This window comes from Streptomyces cinerochromogenes (assembly GCF_014648635.1).
GTDB classification, from domain to species: Bacteria; Actinomycetota; Actinomycetes; order Streptomycetales; family Streptomycetaceae; genus Streptomyces; species Streptomyces cinerochromogenes.
The window spans coordinates 24,737-42,481 of record NZ_BMRM01000031.1 but is presented as its reverse complement, the minus strand read 5'-3'; the positions used below and the strand labels follow the sequence as shown (position 1 = coordinate 42,481).

Below are 17,745 nucleotides of genomic sequence, written 5' to 3'. Positions count from 1 at the left end.
CTCCGCGTGCGGCCCACCGGCCGAGGCCCGATGCTGGTTCCGTGATGGACGAGACGGAGTTCTGGGAGCTGATCGACTCCAGCCGGGAGGCCGCCGAGGGCGACCCGGAGGAGCAGGCCGACGCGCTCCTGGAACGGCTGCTCCAGCTGGACCCCGAGCTGGTGCTGGACTTCGCCCGTCACTTCGAGGCCCGCTACAACCGCGCCTATCGCTGGGACCTGTGGGGCGCGGCCTGGCTGCTGCTGGACGGGTGCAGCGACGACGCGTTCGACTTCTTCCGGTGCTGGCTGATCGGCCAGGGCCGGGAGGTCTTCGAGGGCGCCCTGCACGAGCCGGACGCGCTGGCCGGGCTGCTGGGCGAGTTCGACGGGGAGGTCGACGGCGACGGCGAGGAACTGGGGTACGCGGCGGACGAGGCGTACGAGCAGCTGACCGGCACCGTCGCCCCCGACCTGGGCATCGCCCCGGCGCCCGCCGAACCGGAGGGCACCCCGCTGGACCTGGAGGACGACCGGGCACTGGCGCAGCGGTACCCCCGCCTGTGGGAGCGGTTCAGGGGGTGATGCCGGGGTGGTGCATCGGGGCCGCGTTGGCCTGGTCGAGGGCGGACGCGGTGACCGCGGCCGGGCCCAGGAGAACGGTCAGGGCCGCGCACAGCACCGCCCAGGGCCCGCGGCCGGCCGGTCTGCGTCCACCGCGCCGTGACGCGGCTGCGCCCCGACGGCTGTCCGTGCCGCTCATCCTGTCCCCGCCTCCGGTCGCCTGCGCTGTCCTGCCCGACCGTAGGACGCGGGCCCGGGCACGGGCTGCGTGTCGCCTGTGGCGCGGCTGTGGGCGGGGGCGGGGCCGGGCGGGGGCGCCGGCTGCCGGGTTCCCTCGGCCGCGCCGGCGACGGCCCCGGCCCCGCTCCGTGTGCGCGGCGGGCCGTCCTGGCTCAGTGGTTCTCGAGCGGCAGCAGTTCGGTCGTGAGCGCTTCCAGGAAGGCGCGGCGGGACGGCACCGGGCCTACCGGGCGCACCACGAACTTCGACAGGCCGGCGCCGACGAGCCGGCGCAGCCGTTCGCGTGCGCCGTCCCAGCCCCAGCACAGCAGGGTGCGCGGATCGGCGACGTCGGGACGGTCCCGGTGCAGACGCGCCAGCAGGGCGTCCACCGCCCGCTCGTCGGCGTCGTCCGGCACGATCGTCAGGTGGGTGCCGTAGTGGTCCTCCTCGATCGTCCGGCCCGCACGGTCGGCGGCGCGGACGATCCGGTCCCGGCAGACCTCCGCCTCGGCCGGGGTGACGTTGCTGCCGAGCCAGCCGTCGCCGAGCCGTCCGACCCGGTCCAGCGCCGCGGGGACCCGCCCGCTCAGCCACAGGTCCGGGGGCCGGGCCGGCAGCGGCGCGACCGAGGCCCCGGCCAGCCGGAAGAAGCGGCCCTCGTGGGTGACGACCGGCTCGGTCAGCAGGGCCCGCACCACCTGCAGCGCCTCGTCGAACACCTCGGCGCGGCGCCCGTCCGGCACGGCGAACACCGTCCGGTCGGCCCGCAGGGCCGGGCGGACCCCGAAGACCGGCAGGACACGGCGCGGGGCCAGCGCGGCCAGGCTCGCCAGTTGTGCCGCCACCACCGCCGGGTTCCGCCCGGGCAGGACCACCACGCTCGTGCCCAGCTTCAGCCTCGTGGTGAGCCCGGCCGCGTAGCCGATGCCGACCAGCGGATCGACCGCCCCGGGTGCCGAGACCAGGTCCGAGAACCACACCGAGTCGCACCCCAGCTCTTCCAGGTCGGCCAGTAATCCGGGCAGTTCGGCCAGGCCGCCGGACGCGCCCCGCTCCGGGACGTCCCCCACACCGATACGGATCTTCATACCGGCCATCCCAGCACCGGACGGCCCCGCGCGCCAGCAGTCCGTCGAAGAGCAGCAGGCAGCCGGCCGCCCCGTGCGTCCCGTGATGTGCGTTGTGTCGCCTGGTGGAACCATCGTCCTGGTCCGGGTCGTTCCTGGGGGTACACACGTACGTGACCGGTTCTGTCGCCCGGTGGCCGCCCCAGGCCGCGTGCTGATCAGCGGACCGATCCCGTCCGTACTGAGGGGTCCGAGAGAAAGGCGGCTCCGTGGACCTGCTGGACCTGCTGCTCGTGCTGCTGATCGTCGTCTACGCGGTGTCCGGATACCGGCGCGGGCTGGTGGCCGGCTGTGTCTCGCTGGCCGGGTTCGTGGGCGGCGCGGCGGTCGGCGTGTGGCTGCTGCCGTGGGTGACGGGCCAGGTGGAGCGGGGCACGGCGGCGACGGTGCTCGCGGTGGGGACGCTGCTGCTGCCGGGGGTGGTCGGGCACGAGCTGGCGGGCCGGCTGGCGCTGCGGCTGCGCGGGGAGCTGGACCGGGGCCCGCTCCGGGTGGCGGACGGGGTGGGGGGCGCGGCGGCGAACTCGGTCGCGGTGCTCGTCGTGGCCTGGGTGGCGGCGAGCGTGCTGAGCGCGGCCCCGTCGCAGCCCCTGACGGCGGCGATACGGAACTCGACACTGCTCGGCGCGGTGCAGCAGACGATGCCGCAGACCACGCCCGCGTGGTTCTCGCGGGCCACCTCCGCGCTGGCCGAGGCGGGCTTCCCGCAGGTGTTCAACCCGTTCGAGAACGAGTCGACGGCCCAGGTGCCCCGGCCGACCGGGGACAGCGTCACCCCGGCGGCGGCCCGCGCGGCCCGGCTCAGCTCGGTGAAGATCGAGGGGACCGCGGGCGGGGAGGGCCGTGAGGGCAGCGGGTTCGTGTACGCACCGCAGCGGGTCATGACCAACGCGCACGTGGTGGCCGGCATCGACGGCCCGGGCGTGCGGGTCGGCGGGGTCGGGCCGTCGTACCCGGCGCGGGTGGTGCTCTTCGACCCGGACCGGGACGTGGCGGTGCTGTACGTGCCGGAGCTGCGGGCGCCGGTGCTGCGGTTCGACCCGGGTGCCGCGCGCGGGGACCCGGCCGTGGTCGCGGGCTACCCGCAGAACGGGGCGCTGGACCTGCAGGCGGCGACGGTGGGGAGCCGGGTCCGGGCGACCGGCCGGAACATCTACGACGACCGCACGGTCACCCGGGAGATCTATCCGGTCCGCTCCACGGTCCGGCCGGGCAACTCCGGCGGGCCGCTGCTGACCACGGACGGCCGGGTGTTCGGGATGATCTTCGCCCGGTCCACCTCGGACGCCGAGACGGGGTACGCGCTGACGGCGGCCGAGGTGGCGGACGACGCCCGGCACGCGGCGACGGCGACGGCACGGGTGGACACGGGCGCGCTGGTCGACTCCTAGCCGGTGCCGCCCGGTTCCCGGGGGCGGCGGGCCTACAGTCCGCGGCCCATGCACACGTCGTCGACGTACCGGCCGTCGATGAGGAACTCCTCCGGCAGCACGCCCTCGACGGCGAACCCCTCGGAGGCGTACAGGGTGCGGGCCGGGGTGTTGTGCCCGAGCACGCGCAGGGTGAGGCGGCGCGCCCCGCGCCGTCGCGCCTCGGCGACGGCGGCCCGGATGAGCGCGCGCCCGACGCCCCGCCCGCGTGCGTCGTCGGCGACGGCGAACCCCTGGATCGCCAGGACGTGCGCGTTGGAGGCGAGCGGGGTGGGGTGGGCGAGGCGGATGTAGCCGAGGACGCGTCCGCCGGACTCGGCGACGAGGAAGTCCTCCGGCCGGTGCCGCTCGTCGAAGAACGGCGGGTACGGCGGCTGCGGCCGGGGGGCCACGGCGTGCAGGGTGGACCAGGTGTCCCGGTCGAGGACGGCGAGTTCTTCCTCGTCGGCGGCCTGGGCGATGCGTATGGACGGCTCGGGCATGACGATCACCCTACGGCGCGCGGTTCCGGCGGCCCCAACGGGTTGCCGGCCGCCCGTGCGGTCATGCTGGGAGCATGGAACGATCACGCATCGCGGTGGCCGGCGCGTCCGGTCTCATCGGCAGCGCCCTGGTGCGGTCCCTGACCGCGGACGGGCACGAGGTGGTACGGCTGGTGCGCCGGGCACCCCGGGGCGCGGACGAGGTCCGCTGGGACCCGGAGCGGGGTGACGTCGACGCGGCCGGGCTGGCCGGGTGCGACGCGGTGGTCAACCTGGCGGGGGCCGGGGTGGGCGACCGGCGCTGGACTCCCGAGTACAAGCGGGTCATGCGGGACAGCAGGGTGCTGGGCACGGCCGCGCTGGCCGAGGCGGTGGCCGCGCTGCCGCGCCCGCCGCGGGTGTTCGTGAACGGCAGCGCGATCGGCTTCTACGGCGACACGGGCGACCGGGTGGTGGACGAGGAGGCGCCGCCGGGCGACGGCTTCCTGGCCGGGCTGTGCGTGGAGTGGGAGGAGGCGGCGGCACCCGCCGAGGAGGCGGGGGTGCGGACGGTGTTCGCCCGCACGGGCCTGGTGGTGGCCCGGGGCGGCGGGGCCTGGGGGCGGCTGTTCCCGCTGTTCCGGGCGGGGCTCGGGGGCAGGCTGGGCGACGGGCGGCAGTACTGGTCGTACATCGCGCTGCACGACGAGGTGGCCGCGCTCCGGCATCTCATCGACCACGACGGCCTCTTCGGTCCCTTCAACCTGACCGCTCCCCAGCCGCTGACCAACGCCGAGATCACCGCGGCGATGGGCCGGGTGCTGCACCGGCCGGCGGTGTGCGCGGTGCCGGCCCCGGTGCTGCGGGCGGCGCTCGGGGAGATGGCCGGGGACGTACTGGGCAGCCAGCGGGTGGTGCCGAGGCGGCTGCTGGAGTCGGGGTTCCGGTTCGCGTTCCCGGGTATCGACGAGGCGATCCGCGCGGCCGGGTGACACCGGCGAACGGAAGTGACCGTATGCGACCTCCATGCGACCGTGCCCTGTTGATGCGCGACTGCTCCTGACCGATCACGGCCCTACCCTCGACCCGAACTCGGGTATCCGTGGCGCCTGTTGGGGGCATGACGTCTCCACCGGCCGCGCAACCACAGGAGGGGCCTCGTGCTTGAGCCCGCGTACCAGGTGGACGTCGTCATCGTGGGAGCCGGAATCGCCGGTCTCTCGGCGGCCCACCGGCTGACCAGTGCAGGAATCACCACCGCGGTCCTGGAGGCCGCCCCCTACGTCGGCGGCCGCATGTCGACCGAGAAGGTCGACGGCTTCCGGCTCGACCGCATCGGGCAGCTGCTGTCCACGTCCTATCCCGAACTCCGCCTCTCCCCGGGCCTGGACGCCCTGACCCTGCGCCGCTTCGCGCCCGGCGTCCTGCTGCACCGCGACGGCCGCACCCAGCGCGCGGGCGCGCCGGCGGCCGGCGGTAGCGCACGGGGCGCACGGGGCGCACTCCATGTGGTGCGCGCCCTCGCCGGCGCCCCCCGGAGTACGGCGGCCACGCCCGCCGCGCCGGTGGGCGGCGCGGTGGACCAGGCCCGGCTGGGCGCCGCGCTCGGCCGGATCGCGGCGACCCCCGTCGAACGCGTCCTGGCCCGCCCCGAGATGCCGGCCGCCCAGGCGCTCGCCCGGCGCGGGGTGCCGCCCCGCACCGTCGACGGCTTCCTGCGCCCGCTGCTGGCCGCGCTGCTGTGCGACCCGGGGCTGACCACGTCCAGCAGGTGCGCCGACCTGGCGCTGCACGCCTTCGCGAGCGGCCGGCTGTGCGTGCCGGAGGGCGGCGCGGAGACGCTGCCGGTGCTGCTGGCACGGGCGCTGCCGCCGGGCACCGTGCACACCGGGGTGCGGGTCACCTCGGTCTCCACGACCTCCGTGGCCACCGCCGAGCACGGGGAGATCCGCTGCCGCGCGGTGCTGCTGGCGACGGACGCGCGGGCCGCGGCCGAGCTGCTGCCGGGGCTGCGGGTGCCGGACTTCCACCCGGTGACGGTCGTCCACCACACCACCGACGACCCGGCGGCGGTCTTCGCCACGGGCAGCTCGCTGCTGCTGGACGCCGACCGGGGCGGACCGGTCGCCCACACGGCCGTCCTCAGCAACGTGGACCCGAGCCGGGCGCCGGCCGGCCGCGTCCTGATCTCCTCCACGGTGCTGGGCACCCCGCCGGAAGGGGTGGACACGGCGGTCCGCATCCACCTCTCCCGCCTCTACGGCACCTCCACGCGCCGCTGGGAGACGCTGGCCGTCCACCACACCCCCGAGGCGGTCCCGGCCATGCGCCCCCCGCACGACCTGCGCCGCCCGGTACGCCTCCTGGCCGGTCTCTACGTCTGCGGCGACCACCGCGACACCAGCACCGTCCAGGGCGCCCTGCATTCGGCCCACCGCGCCGCGTCAGCGATCCTGGCGGACCTGGGCGCGACGGGCTCGATGCACAGCGCGGACCCGGCCCCGACGATGCCGAAGGCGGCGTAGCGCGACCGAAGGGGCGCGGGGAACCGCGCGCCCGGCCCCGTCGGCGCGGCACCCGGCGAACCACCGGGACTACCCCAGCGCCGCCACCTTCTCCCGGTACACCCTCACCGGCGCCGCGTCCCGGTAGGGCTCCAGCCGGCGCTCGAAGTCCTTCACGTACTCCACGGCGCGAGCCGACCGCATCTCCGCGGCCTGTCCCGCCGCCTCCGCCGCCAGCGCGCACGCCTGGTCGAGTTCGCCGAGGCCGAGCCGGGCCGTGGCGAGGACGATCCGGCAGAACAGCCGGCTGCGGGCATGGATCGGCGCCCGCAGCTGGAGCGACCGCTCGGCGTGCTGCACGGCGGCCCGGAACTGCTGGAGGTCGCGGTGGCAGTGGCCGAACTCGTCGGCGAGCTGTGCCTCGTCGAAGAACACGGCCCAGTACGGCACCTCGTCCCCCGGCCGGGCCGCCTCCAGGGCGCGCTCGGCCCGCACCAGCGCCGCGGTGCACGCCCGCACCTCGCCCAGGACGGCGTGCGCCCGCGCCTCGGACGCGTGCAGCAGCGCCTGGACGACCGGCACGGCGCCCGTGCCGACGCCCTGCTGGGCGACCCGCGCCAGCTGCACGGCCTCCCTGCCGTGGCCGAGGTAGACGGCCTGGCGGCTCATGGTCACCAGGACGTAGGAGCCGTAGGCCCGGTCACCGGCCGCCTGGGCGAGCCGCAGGGCCTGGACGAAGTAGCGCTGGGCGAGCCCGTGCGCGGCGATGTCGTACGAGGTCCAGCCCGCGAGCCGGGTCAGGTCGGCGGCGGCGCCGAACAGCCGGCGGCCGGTCTGCTCGTCGTAGGAGCCGCGGAGCATCGGCTCGCACTCGTGCTCCAGGTAGCGCACCAGCGCCTGCCGGGCGTGGCCGCCGCCGAAGCGGTCGTCGAGGGTGCGGAACAGCTCGCCGACCGAGTGCAGCGCGGCGATGTCACCGCCGGTGACCTTGTGCCCGGCGGCACGCTCGGCATGCCCGCGCACCCGGGGCGGCAGCAGCGGCTGGGGCCTGGCCGCGCCGGGCCGGCCCTGCGGCGGCACCCGGGGGGCCGGTTCGCGGGCCACCCGGTCGTCGGCCTTGCCGATCAGCCAGTCCCGGCTGGGCACCACGAGCCCGGCCGGGGTGAACGCGATCTTGCGCAGTTCGGCGTGGCTGCCGGAGTCCTTGCGCCACAGCCCGCTGACGATGTCGACGGCCTCCTCCGGGGTGGCCGCGAACTCCAGCCCCGCGTACACCGGCGCGCAGGCGTCCAGGCCGAGGTCCTGCGCGGTGAGCCGGCGTCCGAGCCGGCGGGTGAACACCTCGGCGATGAGGGCCGGGGTCGTCCCGCGCGGCTGCTGTCCGCGCAGCCAGCGGGTGACCGATGTCTTGTCGTATCTGAGGTCCAGCCCGTGCTCCAGGCCGAGCTGGTCGACGCGACGGGCCAGACCCGCGTTGGAGAACCCCGCTTCTGCGATGAGCGCGGCGAGCTGGCGGTTGGGGGTGCGCTGCGCGGGTCGGTCCGTCATCTGCGGTGCGGTCTCCTGCCTTCCGGGCCTGTCGACGTGCCCGGATTGCCTTTGAGCAGCCCTTATGGCCTCACGAACGGCGCGAATGTAGCGGAGAGTGAGCAGACGGTCGCATACTTCCCCGGGCATTCATCCGATCGTGTGAGGAACGCCCGCAGGGCTGACGTACACCGGTCGGACGTACAGTGGCGTGGGCGCGATACATGCCTGACACACCCATCGCCGAGGGAGGCGCTTGCCGTGAGTGAGTTGCGGTTCGTCCGCATGGGCTTCGGAGCGGATGCCGTCGAGTACCAGCGGGCCTGGGAAGAGCAGCGCCGGGTGCACGCGGCCCGGTTCGCCGACGAGGTCCCGGACACCGTGATCCTGCTGGAGCACCCCCCGGTGTACACCGCCGGCCGGCGCACCGAGGACAGTGAGCGCCCGCTGGACGGAACCCCGGTCATCGACGTGGACCGCGGCGGCAAGATCACCTGGCACGGCCCGGGCCAGCTCGTGGGCTACCCGATCCAGAAGCTCCCCCGCCCGGTGGACGTGGTCGCGCACGTGCGGCGGCTGGAGGAGGCGATCATCCGCACCTGCGCCGAGTTCGGCCTGGAGACCACCCGGGTCGAGGGACGCAGCGGGGTGTGGGTGCTCGGCGACCCGGTCGAGCAGCGGCCGAAGCTCGGCGGGCTCTCCCTGGACTTCGACCCGCGGCTGCAGGACGAGGAGTTCGACCCCCGGCTGAACGGCCCCGAGTACGCCCCCTCCAACGCGGGCCAGCGCCGGGAGGACCGCAAGATCGCCCAGATCGGCATCCGGGTGGCCAAGGGCGTCACCATGCACGGCTTCTCGTTCAACGTGCACCCCGACATGAAGTGGTTCGACCGGATCATCCCGTGCGGCATCCGGGACGCGGGCGTCGCCTCCCTCGCGGGCGAGCTGGGCCGGGACGTCACCATCGAGGAGGTCCTGCCGGTGATCGAGAAGCACCTGCGGGACATCCTGGAGAACGCCGAGCTGAAGCCGCGGGTGATCGAGACGGCGTCCGCCTGATCGTCCGTGGGGGGAATGCGCCCTGCGACTGCGGGGTTGGCCTCAGCGGCAGGGCGCGAACAGTACGGGCGTACCCTGGTGTGCGCCGAAGAATCGAAGTCACAGGGAGCCGACGTGTCCGCAGTCTCACCCGACGGACGCAAGATGCTGCGCCTGGAGGTCCGCAACAGCCAGACCCCCATCGAGCGCAAGCCCGAGTGGATCAAGACCCGGGCGAAAATGGGCCCCGAGTACTCGAAGATGCAGAACCTCGTGAAGAGCGAGGGGCTGCACACGGTGTGCCAGGAAGCCGGCTGCCCGAACATCTACGAGTGCTGGGAGGACCGCGAGGCGACCTTCCTCATCGGCGGCGACCAGTGCACCCGGCGCTGTGACTTCTGCCAGATCGACACCGGCAAGCCCGAGGCGCTCGACCGCGACGAGCCGCGCCGCGTCGGCGAGTCCGTGGTCACCATGGACCTGAACTACGCCACCATCACCGGCGTCGCCCGCGACGACCTGGAGGACGGCGGCGCCTGGCTGTACGCCGAGACCGTGCGCCAGATCCACCAGCAGACGGCGGACCGCGAGGGCGGCCGCACCAAGGTCGAGCTGCTGGCCCCCGACTTCAACGCGGTCCCGGAGCAGCTGGCGGAGGTCTTCGCCTCCCGTCCGGAGGTCTTCGCGCACAACGTCGAGACGGTCCCGCGGATCTTCAAGCGGATCCGCCCCGGCTTCCGCTACGAGCGCTCGCTGAAGGTGATCACCGAGGCCCGCGACTACGGCCTGGTCACCAAGTCGAACCTGATCCTCGGCATGGGCGAGACCCGCGAGGAGGTCAGCGAGGCGCTGAAGCAGCTGCACGACGCGGGCTGCGAGCTCGTCACCATCACCCAGTACCTGCGCCCGTCCGTCCGGCACCACCCGGTGGAGCGCTGGGTGAAGCCGCACGAGTTCGTGGAGCTGAAGGAGGAGGCCGAGCAGATCGGCTTCTCCGGCGTGATGTCCGGCCCGCTGGTGCGGTCCTCCTACCGCGCCGGGCGGCTGTACCAGATGGCGATCGAGAAGCGTGGCACCTACGTCGCCGCCCAGGCGGTGTGAGCCGAGCGTGTGAATTCACGCACAAGCACTTACCGGCCAGTAATGGCCGAGTCGACGCGGTCCCGCCCGTCCTCGCTGATGAGGGCGGCGCCGGGGCCGCGTCGCCGTTCGGCCGCGCCCCGACAAGGCTTCACGGGCGTTTGACCGGCCGGTCACGCCCTGGTAACACCAAACAGTGACTCTGGTATCACGCCCCTTATCACCACTGCTCCGAGGGGGGACCTCGCTCATGCAGGCCGCACCCGTACGTGCCACCGCCATCCCGTCCTTCACCGACGCCCTCCGCGCCGTCGAGTCCCTGCTCATGAGCGCCGGACAGCGCACCGCCCGCCGCAACGCCTGGACCTCCGTCCTGGAGGACCGCCGCCGCGCCAAGGACCGGGTCGAGGCCGAGCGGTTCCTGCAGCAGGCCGCCGGCCGCTCCTGACGCCCGGGCGCCGCCGCCCCGGCTCCCCCGCCGGGCACTGCCGTCGTCCGCACTCCCGGGGGACACGTAGACTTCGTGGCATGGCGAGGAAGGAAACCGCGGCGGACGCCGCGAACGCAGGGCGACTGAAGCAGATCGCCCTCACGTACAAGATGACCCGCAAGGCCGACTCGAAGATCGGTCTTGTACTCGCGGCCGTCGGCATCGGCACCCTCGGTGTCTTCCTCGCGATCGGCTTCCTGATCGGTCACCCGGTCTACCTGGGCATCTTCGGCCTGCTGATCGCCCTGCTGGCGACGGCGATCGTGTTCGGCCGCCGGGCCGAGCGGGCCGCCTTCGGTCAGATGGAGGGGCAGCCGGGCGCCGCCGCGGCCGTGCTGGACAACGTCGGCCGGGGCTGGACGACGACGCCGGCCGTGGCGATGAACCGCAGCCAGGACGTGGTGCACCGCGCGGTCGGCAAGGCGGGCATCGTGCTGGTCGCCGAGGGCAACCCGAACCGGGTGAAGAGCCTGCTGGCCGCCGAGAAGAAGAAGATGAACCGCATCGTCGCGGACGTGCCCGTGCACGACCTGATCGTCGGCACCGGCGAGGGCCAGGTCGAGCTGAAGAAGCTCCGCACCACCATGCTGAAGCTGCCGCGCGTGCTCACCGGCCCCCAGGTGACCGCCACCAACGACCGGCTGCGGGCCATGGGCGACCTGATGAGCAACATGCCGCTGCCGAAGGGCCCCATGCCCAAGGGGATGAAGCTTCCCAAGGGCGGTCCGCGGGGACGCTGACCCCGTCGTCCGGCCGCGGCACCGTCGCGGCCGGTCGCGCCCACGCGGGCGGAGCCGCCTCTCGGTGCGGCCCCGCCCGCGTCTCTATGGGGTCACGGCGCTCCCTGACACGCCGCCCAACGGAGTATCCGCCCGGTAATCGGGTCATGCGCTCCTAGCCTCGGCATGTGACAAAACGACACATTGCGTACCTGGCGTGCACCACGGCCCTCGTCGGCGCGTTCACCGGCACCACCCCGGCGTCGGCCGCCCACCGGACCCTCGTGGTGCACCCGGGTGAGTCGATCCAGAAGGCGGTCAACGCCGCCAAGGCCGGCGACACGGTGTTCGTGCTCGCCGGCACCTACCGCGAGAGCGTCACGGTGAAGACGGCGGGCCTGACCCTGCGCGGCGCCGGCCCCGGCACCGTGATCCAGCCCTCCAAGAAGAAGACCAAGCCCGCCCCGCACGGCAAGAAGACCGCCAAGAAGACCGGCACGAAGACCGGCAAGAAGGCAGCCGTCACCTGTCTTTCGGACGGCAACGGCATCTGCGTCGTCGGGGGCAGGAACAAGCCCCTGAAGGGCGTCACCGTCTCCGACCTGAAGGTGACCGGCTTCGCCAGGAGCGGCCTGTTCTCCATGGGCACCGACCGGCTGACCGTGAAGCGTGTCATCGCCGAGCGCAACGGCCAGTGGGGCATCGCCCAGGAACACTCCACCCGAGGGGTGTTCCGGAACAACACCGCCCTGGGCAACGGGGACGCGGGGCTGTTCCTCGCCAACAACGTCAAGGCCGAGCAGGGCGCCACGGACAGCAAGGGCGCCGTGGTCGACCACAACCGCCTGCAGGACAACCGGATCGGCATCACCGTCCGCCGCCTGCGCAACCTCGCCGTCACGCGCAACTACGTCACCGGCAACTGCGCCGGCGTGTTCGTCGTCGGCGACGAGAACAAGCCGCGGGCCGGCGCCCTCACCGTCAGCGACAACCTGGTCGTGCAGAACAACAAGTACTGCCCGAAGACCGCCCGGCTGCCCTATCTGAAGGGCTCCGGCATCGTGCTGACCGGCACCGAGAACGCCCTGGTCACACGGAACCGGGTCACCGGCCACCAGGGCAGGTCCCCGCTGTCGGGCGGCATCGTCCTGTTCAAGAGCTTCGTCGGCGCCCCCAGCGAGAAGAACCGGATCACCGGCAACCGGCTGGCGGACAACTCCCCGGCGGACCTCGTCAACCAGGAGACCGCCAAGAGCGGCAACGCCTTCAGCGGCAACGCCTGCCGGGCCTCCAAGCCCGCGGGCCTGTGCTGACCGGACGGCCGTACCCGATCCACGCAAGGAAGGAAGGCGGCACATGACCGCACCATCCCGCGCGCCCTCGGCTCCCGCGGAGCCGGGGACACCCCCCTCCCCTCCCCCGTCGATGCGACTGCGCGAACTGGCGTTCGGGGCGGCCTGCTCCGCCGCGGTCCGCGCCGCCGCCCGGCTGGGCGTCGCCGACGCGCTCGGGGACGCCCCCATGACCGTGGAGACCCTGGCGGCGGCGGTGCACAGCGAGCCGCGTCCGCTGCGCCGGCTGCTGCGCGCCCTGTCCTGCTACGGCGTCTTCGCCGAGCGGCCCGACGGAACGTTCACCCACACGGAGATGTCCCGGCTGCTGCGCGAGGACGACCCGAACAGCCTGCGGGCCATCGCCATGTGGTGCACCGAGCCGTGGACCTGGGACGCCTGGCCCCTGCTGGACCAGGCGGTGCGCACCGGCCGGAACGTCGTGGAGGACCTCTACGGCAAGGAGTTCTTCGCCTACCTCAACGAGGACGCCCCCGAGTCCGCGGACGTCTTCAACCGCGCGATGACCCGCTCCAGCGAGCAGTCGGCGCGGGAGGTGGCGGCCCTGCTGGACCTGTCCGGCAGCCGCTCGGTCGCGGACATCGGCGGCGGCCAGGGGCACGTGGTGGCGAGCCTGCTGGACAAGTACCCGGCGATGCAGGGCAGCCTGCTCGACCTGCCCCGCGTGGTGGAGAACGCCCTGCCCCGGCTGCGCGAGGGCGGCGACCTCGCCGACCGGGTGCGGATCGTGCCCGGTGACGTCCGGGAGGCGGTCCCCGTCGAGGCCGACGCCTACATCATCAAGAACATCCTGGAGTGGGACGACGAGAGCACGGCCCGACTGCTGCGCAACGTCGTCGAGGCGGGCGGCCCCGGCACCCGGGTGATCGTCATCGAGAACCTGGTGGACGACACCCCCTCGATGCGGTTCAGCACCGCGATGGACCTGCTGCTGCTCCTGAACGTCGGCGGGGCCAAGCACACGACCGACAGCATGGTCGGCCGGCTGGAGGCGGCGGGCCTGGCCGTCGGTGAGATCCAGCCGGTGAACCCGTTCCTGCACGCGTTCGACTGCATCGTCCCCGCGTAAGCGGCTCCCCCGCGCCCCGAGGGGCGCGGGGCTCACTCGATGTGCGGCTCCGCCGCGCGAGCACGACCGGCCACGACGCGGCCGCGGACGGCCGGCAACCCCGTCGCGGCTTTCCCGGCGGAGCGCTCAGTCGCGCTCCCACAGGTAGAAGCGCTCGGCCATGGCGTCCTTCGGGGACCGCCAGGTCTCCGGGTCGTACGCGCTGACGTACGCCGAAAGCCGCTCGCTGACCTCCCGGAACTCGGGGTGGGAGGTGATCTTGGCGATGGCCGGTCCGGGCTCCCGGTCGGACTCGATGAGGTGCATGTACACATCGCCGAACTGGAAGAGGCTGCGCCGGACGACACCGACGAGGTGCGGCAGCTCTCCCCGGTCGGACTCCGCGAACACCTTGGCGATGTCGGGGGCGGAGCCCGGGGCCATGCGGGCGACGATCAGGGCCTGGTGCACGGTCGTCTCCTGTCGTCCGGCTCAGTCGGCGATGGCCGTGGCGGGCCGGTGACCGGATGCCGCCTTCTCGATCTTCTCCCGGATCAGCTCCAGCTGGATCTTGGAGTTGCTGTTGATGTTGTCGGTCATCCAGTCGTCGTCGACGGGCGCGTCCGGCTTCATCTCGAAGTCCTGCGTCCAGACCATCCGGGTGCCGGCGGGGACCTCCTCGTACCGCCAGTGGATGTTCATGTGGGCGAAGGGTCCGGTCTCCACCCGGCGCGCCTTGACGGTGCGGGTGGCGCGGTCCGGCTCGCGCTCGGAGACCCAGCTCCAGACCGTGCCGTTCTCGTCCGGGTGCATGGTGAGCCGGAAGGTCGTCTTCTCGCCCTCCCGCTTGAGGATCTCCACCGACGCGTACTCGCTGAACAGCTGCGGCCAGCGTTCCAGGTCGTTGGTCATGTCCCAGACCAGGTCCAGCGGGGCGGCGATGGTGATCTCGTTCTGGGTGTGTCCTGCCATGTCAGGCTCCTGCCATGAGGGTGCTGTTGACGAGGTTGAGGAACTGCTGGGGTGTCTTGCAGCGTTCCGCGTCGACCGGCATCGGGGTGCCGTGCGTGTTCTCCAGCTCGCCGACGATGCCGAGCAGGCCGAGCGAGTCGACGCCGAGGACGTCGAACCCGGTGTCCGGCTTCTCCTTGAGCTGGTCCGGGCTCACGGTGACCCCGGCGGCCTTCTTCATCAGCGCGGCGAGTTCTTCGACGGTGATCTCGGGCATGGTGCTTCCTCCTTCTCTGTGCTCACTGCCTTTTCTGGACTCACTGCGCGGTGCCGCGTCGCAGCACCAGCGCCGAGTTCGACCCCATGAGTCCGCGGCTGAGGACCAGCGCCGTCCGCAGTTCGGCGGCGCGGGCCCGGCCGGTGACGAGGTCGAGGTCGTGGCAGACGTCGAAGACGTTCGGCGTCGGCGGGATCAGTCCGTGCTCCATCGCGAGCACGGCCGCCGCGGTGTCCAGTACGGGGGCCGCGCAGTAGCCCCGGCCGAACCCGGTCTTCGGCGCGGTGACCGGGACCCGGGTGCCGTGCTCGCCGAGGGCGTCGGCCAGGGCCAGCGCCTCGGCCCGGTCCGCCTCCGGGACGCCGAGGGCGTCGGCGAAGACCACGTCGATCTCCTCCGGGGCGCAGTCGGCCTCCCGCAGGGCCTGCCGGACGGCGTGGGCCAGACCGTCGCGGGAGTCCGCCCAGCGGGAGGCGCCGGTGAAGGTGGCCCCGTGTCCGGCCACGTAGGCCCGGATGCGGGCGCCGCGGGCCGAGGCGGTGCCCGCGGCCTCCACCACGAGCATCCCGCCGCCCTCGGCGGGCACGAACCCGCAGGCCCCGTCCGTGAACGGGCGGTACGCCCGGGACGGGTCCGTCTCGCGGCTCAGTTCCTCGTAGCCGAGCTGGCAGACCATCGAGTACGGCGCGAGCGGCGCCTCGGTGGAGCCGGCCACGATCACGTCGGTGCCGCGCCGTACCGCCCGGGCCGCGTGGGCGAGGGCGTCCAGGCCGCCGGCCTCGTCGGAGGCGACGACCGAGCAGGGTCCCTTGAAGCCGCGGCGGATGGACACCTGGCCGGTGCTCGCGGCGTAGAACCAGGCGATGGACTGGTACGGCCCGACGAACCGGCTGCCCTTGCCCCACAGCTGCTGCAGTTCGCGCTGGCCGAACTCACCGCCGCCGGAGCCGGCCGCGGTGACCACGCCGATGGAGTAGGGCGCGTCGGGCACGCTGGCCGGCCCGATCCGGGCGTCGTCCAGCGCGAAGTCGGCCGCGGCCATGGCGTAGTGCGTGAACCGGTCGGTCTGGACGAGGAAGCGCTCCTCGATCGTCGCCGCCGGGTCGAAGGCGCGGACCTCACCGGCCACCTTGAGGGGAAGGTGCTCACAGCCCTCGCGGGTGACCCGGTCGAGGACGCTGAGGCCCTCCTGGGTGGCCTTCCAGAAGGTGCCGGTGGTGGTGCCGTTGGGCGCGACCACACCGATGCCGGTGATGGCCGCCTGCCGGTCCTGCGGTTCGCTCATCGTGTCCTCACTCCCTCGGCCGGGTCAGGATCACCGCGGACTGGAAGCCTCCGAACCCGCTGCCCACGGACAGCACGCTGGTCAGCTTCCGTTCGCGGGCGACGCGCGGGACGTAGTCCAGGTCGCACTCGGGGTCGGGGATCTCGTAGTTCGCGGTCGGCGGGACGACCTGCTTGGCGAGTGCCAGCACACAGGCGACCAGCTCGATGGCGCCGATCGCCCCGAGGGAGTGCCCCACCATGGACTTGATGGAGCTCATCGGGGTGTCGTAGGCGTGGCGGCCGAGCGCCCGCTTCACGGCCGCCGTCTCGTGGCGGTCGTTCTGCCGGGTGCCGGAGCCGTGCGCGTTGACGTAGTCGATCGCCGTGGGGTCGAGCCGCGCCTGGTGGAGGGCGGTGTCGATGGCCCGCGCCATCTCCAGGCCCTCCTTGGTCAGGCCGGTCATGTGGTAGGCGTTGCCGAAGGTGGCGTAGCCGCCGAACTCGCAGTACACGTGGGCACCGCGGGCCCGGGCGTGTTCCAGTTCCTCCAGGACGAGCACCGCGCCGCCCTCGCCCATGACGAAGCCGTCACGGTTGTTGTCGAAGGGCCGGGAGGCGTGCGCGGGGTCGTCGTTGTTCGGGGACGTGGCCTTGATCGCGTCGAAGCAGGCCATGGTGATCGGGGAGATCGGGGAGTCCGACGCCCCCGCGATGCATATGTCGGCCCGGCCTTCCTGGACGGTGTGGAAGGCGTAGCCGACGGCGTCCAGTCCGGAGGTGCAGCCGGTGGAGACGGTCTGCACCGGACCCCGGGCTCCGAAACGCTCCGCCACCGCGGAGGCCACGGTGCTCGGCGAGAACGCCCGGTGCAGCTGCGGCTCCGCCTCGGTGTGGTCGACGTCCCAGCGCTGGCCCCGGTGGCTGACCAGGACGTAGTCGTGCTCCAGCCGGGTGGTGCCGCCGACGGCGGTGCCCAGGGAGACACCGACCCGCCAGGGGTCCTCCCGGCCGAGGTCGAGACCGGAGTCCCGGACCGCCTCCTCGCCGGCGACCAGGGCGAACTGTATGTACCGGTCCGCCCGTTCGACCTGCTCGGCGTCCAGGCCGTGGGCGGCGGGGTCGAAATCGCACTCGGCGGCGATCCGGGACCTCAGCCCGGTCGGGTCGAAGAACGTGATGCCCCGCGTCGCGGTACGGCCTTCGGCGAGCAGCTCCCAGAACGCCGGTACGCCGATCCCGCCGGGGGCGACGACGCCTATGCCGGTGACCGCCACGCGCCGGTTCATGAGCGGACCTGTTCCCGCTCGGCGGCGACGGGTGTCTCCTCCGTGTCGACGTGGCCGAGGGCCGGCCGGGGGGCCAGCGGGCCCAGGTGGAAGACGATCCGCGCCTCCACGTTGCCCACGTTGCGGAACCGGTGCCGCATGTTGATGGGGATCATCAGCCCCTGCTCGGGCCGCAGCGGGTGCGGCTCGCCGTCCAGGTCGACCTCCAGCTGGCCGCAGAGGACGTACACGAACTCCTCGGAGTAGGGGTGGTAGTGCTCCCCGATGCGGTCGCCGGGCTGCACGATGGCCACGCCCATGAAGCCGCTGGTGGAGCCCACCGTCGCCGGGGTGAGCATGGCGCGCAGATCGCCGCCGCGCCGGGTGTTGGGCTCGATCTCGCTGAGATCGATGATCTTCGGAAGGGGTTTGATCACGGCGTTCCT

The 17,745-nt window shown here is 73.2% G+C and carries 20 protein-coding genes; 10 read left to right on the top strand and 10 right to left on the bottom strand.

The window, feature by feature from the left end; all coding sequences use genetic code 11:
- The first annotated feature begins 44 nt into the window (after positions 1–44).
- The gene (locus IEZ20_RS37285; protein WP_189307243.1) at positions 45–563 is read left to right on the top strand and encodes a DUF4240 domain-containing protein; all 519 of its coding nucleotides are present in this window, start codon (positions 45–47) and stop codon (positions 561–563) included.
- Here IEZ20_RS37285 and IEZ20_RS37280 read toward each other — a convergent pair.
- A complete protein-coding gene (locus tag IEZ20_RS37280) occupies positions 553–741 on the bottom strand; it encodes a hypothetical protein (protein ID WP_189307184.1) in 189 nt (62 codons plus the stop codon). The two genes, IEZ20_RS37285 and IEZ20_RS37280, sit on opposite strands and share 11 nt — an antisense overlap.
- A gap of 193 nt (positions 742–934) precedes the next feature.
- Positions 935–1,852: a TIGR03854 family LLM class F420-dependent oxidoreductase gene (locus IEZ20_RS37275; protein ID WP_189307182.1), complete on the bottom strand. Its 918-nt coding sequence runs from the start codon at positions 1,850–1,852 to the stop codon at positions 935–937.
- A gap of 248 nt (positions 1,853–2,100) precedes the next feature.
- Here IEZ20_RS37275 and IEZ20_RS37270 point away from each other — a divergent pair, with 248 nt between their 5' ends.
- The gene (locus IEZ20_RS37270) at positions 2,101–3,282 is read left to right on the top strand and encodes a MarP family serine protease (RefSeq protein ID WP_189307180.1); all 1,182 of its coding nucleotides are present in this window, start codon (positions 2,101–2,103) and stop codon (positions 3,280–3,282) included.
- 32 nt (positions 3,283–3,314) lie between these two features.
- On the opposite strand, the gene IEZ20_RS37265 is transcribed toward IEZ20_RS37270, so the two are convergent.
- Positions 3,315–3,803 carry a GNAT family N-acetyltransferase gene (locus tag IEZ20_RS37265; RefSeq protein ID WP_189307178.1) on the bottom strand — a complete coding sequence of 163 codons (489 nt, stop codon included), beginning with the start codon at positions 3,801–3,803 and terminating at the stop codon, positions 3,315–3,317.
- Between the two features lie 74 nt (positions 3,804–3,877).
- Here IEZ20_RS37265 and IEZ20_RS37260 point away from each other — a divergent pair, with 74 nt between their 5' ends.
- Positions 3,878–4,774 carry a TIGR01777 family oxidoreductase gene (locus IEZ20_RS37260; RefSeq protein WP_189307175.1) on the top strand — a complete coding sequence of 299 codons (897 nt, stop codon included), beginning with the start codon at positions 3,878–3,880 and terminating at the stop codon, positions 4,772–4,774.
- 168 nt (positions 4,775–4,942) lie between these two features.
- Positions 4,943–6,307 carry an NAD(P)/FAD-dependent oxidoreductase gene (locus IEZ20_RS37255; RefSeq protein WP_189307173.1) on the top strand — a complete coding sequence of 455 codons (1,365 nt, stop codon included), beginning with the start codon at positions 4,943–4,945 and terminating at the stop codon, positions 6,305–6,307.
- 69 nt (positions 6,308–6,376) lie between these two features.
- On the opposite strand, the gene IEZ20_RS37250 is transcribed toward IEZ20_RS37255, so the two are convergent.
- On the bottom strand, positions 6,377–7,834 hold the full coding sequence (locus IEZ20_RS37250; RefSeq protein ID WP_189307171.1) for an NsdA family TPR-like regulatory protein: 1,458 nt from the start codon (positions 7,832–7,834) through the stop codon (positions 6,377–6,379).
- Positions 7,835–8,074: 240 nt separating this feature from the next.
- Between IEZ20_RS37250 and lipB the strand changes: the two genes are divergently transcribed.
- From lipB to IEZ20_RS37220, 6 genes are all read left to right on the top strand, one after another.
- The gene (gene lipB / locus IEZ20_RS37245) at positions 8,075–8,872 is read left to right on the top strand and encodes a lipoyl(octanoyl) transferase LipB (RefSeq protein WP_189307169.1); all 798 of its coding nucleotides are present in this window, start codon (positions 8,075–8,077) and stop codon (positions 8,870–8,872) included.
- Between the two features lie 114 nt (positions 8,873–8,986).
- Positions 8,987–9,952 carry a lipoyl synthase gene (gene lipA / locus IEZ20_RS37240; protein WP_189307167.1) on the top strand — a complete coding sequence of 322 codons (966 nt, stop codon included), beginning with the start codon at positions 8,987–8,989 and terminating at the stop codon, positions 9,950–9,952.
- 229 nt (positions 9,953–10,181) lie between these two features.
- Positions 10,182–10,379 carry an SCO2195 family GlnR-regulated protein gene (locus IEZ20_RS37235; protein ID WP_189307165.1) on the top strand — a complete coding sequence of 66 codons (198 nt, stop codon included), beginning with the start codon at positions 10,182–10,184 and terminating at the stop codon, positions 10,377–10,379.
- An 80-nt stretch (positions 10,380–10,459) separates the two neighbouring features.
- A complete protein-coding gene (locus tag IEZ20_RS37230; protein ID WP_189307163.1) occupies positions 10,460–11,161 on the top strand; it encodes a DUF4191 domain-containing protein in 702 nt (233 codons plus the stop codon).
- Positions 11,162–11,328: 167 nt separating this feature from the next.
- Positions 11,329–12,453: a right-handed parallel beta-helix repeat-containing protein gene (locus IEZ20_RS37225; RefSeq protein WP_189307161.1), complete on the top strand. Its 1,125-nt coding sequence runs from the start codon at positions 11,329–11,331 to the stop codon at positions 12,451–12,453.
- 43 nt (positions 12,454–12,496) lie between these two features.
- Positions 12,497–13,561, top strand: coding sequence for a methyltransferase (locus IEZ20_RS37220; RefSeq protein ID WP_229896457.1), 1,065 nt, complete (start codon positions 12,497–12,499; stop codon positions 13,559–13,561).
- 126 nt (positions 13,562–13,687) lie between these two features.
- On the opposite strand, the gene IEZ20_RS37215 is transcribed toward IEZ20_RS37220, so the two are convergent.
- The 6 genes from IEZ20_RS37215 to IEZ20_RS37190 are packed head-to-tail and all read right to left on the bottom strand — an operon-like array spanning position 13,688 to position 17,712.
- Positions 13,688–14,011: a TcmI family type II polyketide cyclase gene (locus tag IEZ20_RS37215; protein WP_189307159.1), complete on the bottom strand. Its 324-nt coding sequence runs from the start codon at positions 14,009–14,011 to the stop codon at positions 13,688–13,690.
- A gap of 21 nt (positions 14,012–14,032) precedes the next feature.
- On the bottom strand, positions 14,033–14,512 hold the full coding sequence (locus IEZ20_RS37210; protein ID WP_189307157.1) for an SRPBCC family protein: 480 nt from the start codon (positions 14,510–14,512) through the stop codon (positions 14,033–14,035).
- Position 14,513: 1 nt separating this feature from the next.
- Positions 14,514–14,768, bottom strand: coding sequence for an acyl carrier protein (locus tag IEZ20_RS37205; protein WP_189307155.1), 255 nt, complete (start codon positions 14,766–14,768; stop codon positions 14,514–14,516).
- 40 nt (positions 14,769–14,808) lie between these two features.
- The gene (locus IEZ20_RS37200) at positions 14,809–16,053 is read right to left on the bottom strand and encodes a beta-ketoacyl synthase N-terminal-like domain-containing protein (RefSeq protein WP_189307153.1); all 1,245 of its coding nucleotides are present in this window, start codon (positions 16,051–16,053) and stop codon (positions 14,809–14,811) included.
- A 7-nt stretch (positions 16,054–16,060) separates the two neighbouring features.
- Complete coding sequence (locus IEZ20_RS37195; protein ID WP_189307151.1) at positions 16,061–17,320, bottom strand: beta-ketoacyl-[acyl-carrier-protein] synthase family protein; 1,260 nt, start codon at positions 17,318–17,320, stop codon at positions 16,061–16,063.
- Positions 17,317–17,712: a cupin domain-containing protein gene (locus tag IEZ20_RS37190; protein ID WP_189307239.1), complete on the bottom strand. Its 396-nt coding sequence runs from the start codon at positions 17,710–17,712 to the stop codon at positions 17,317–17,319. The genes IEZ20_RS37195 and IEZ20_RS37190 overlap by 4 nt, the downstream gene beginning before the upstream one ends.
- Positions 17,713–17,745 lie beyond the last annotated feature (33 nt).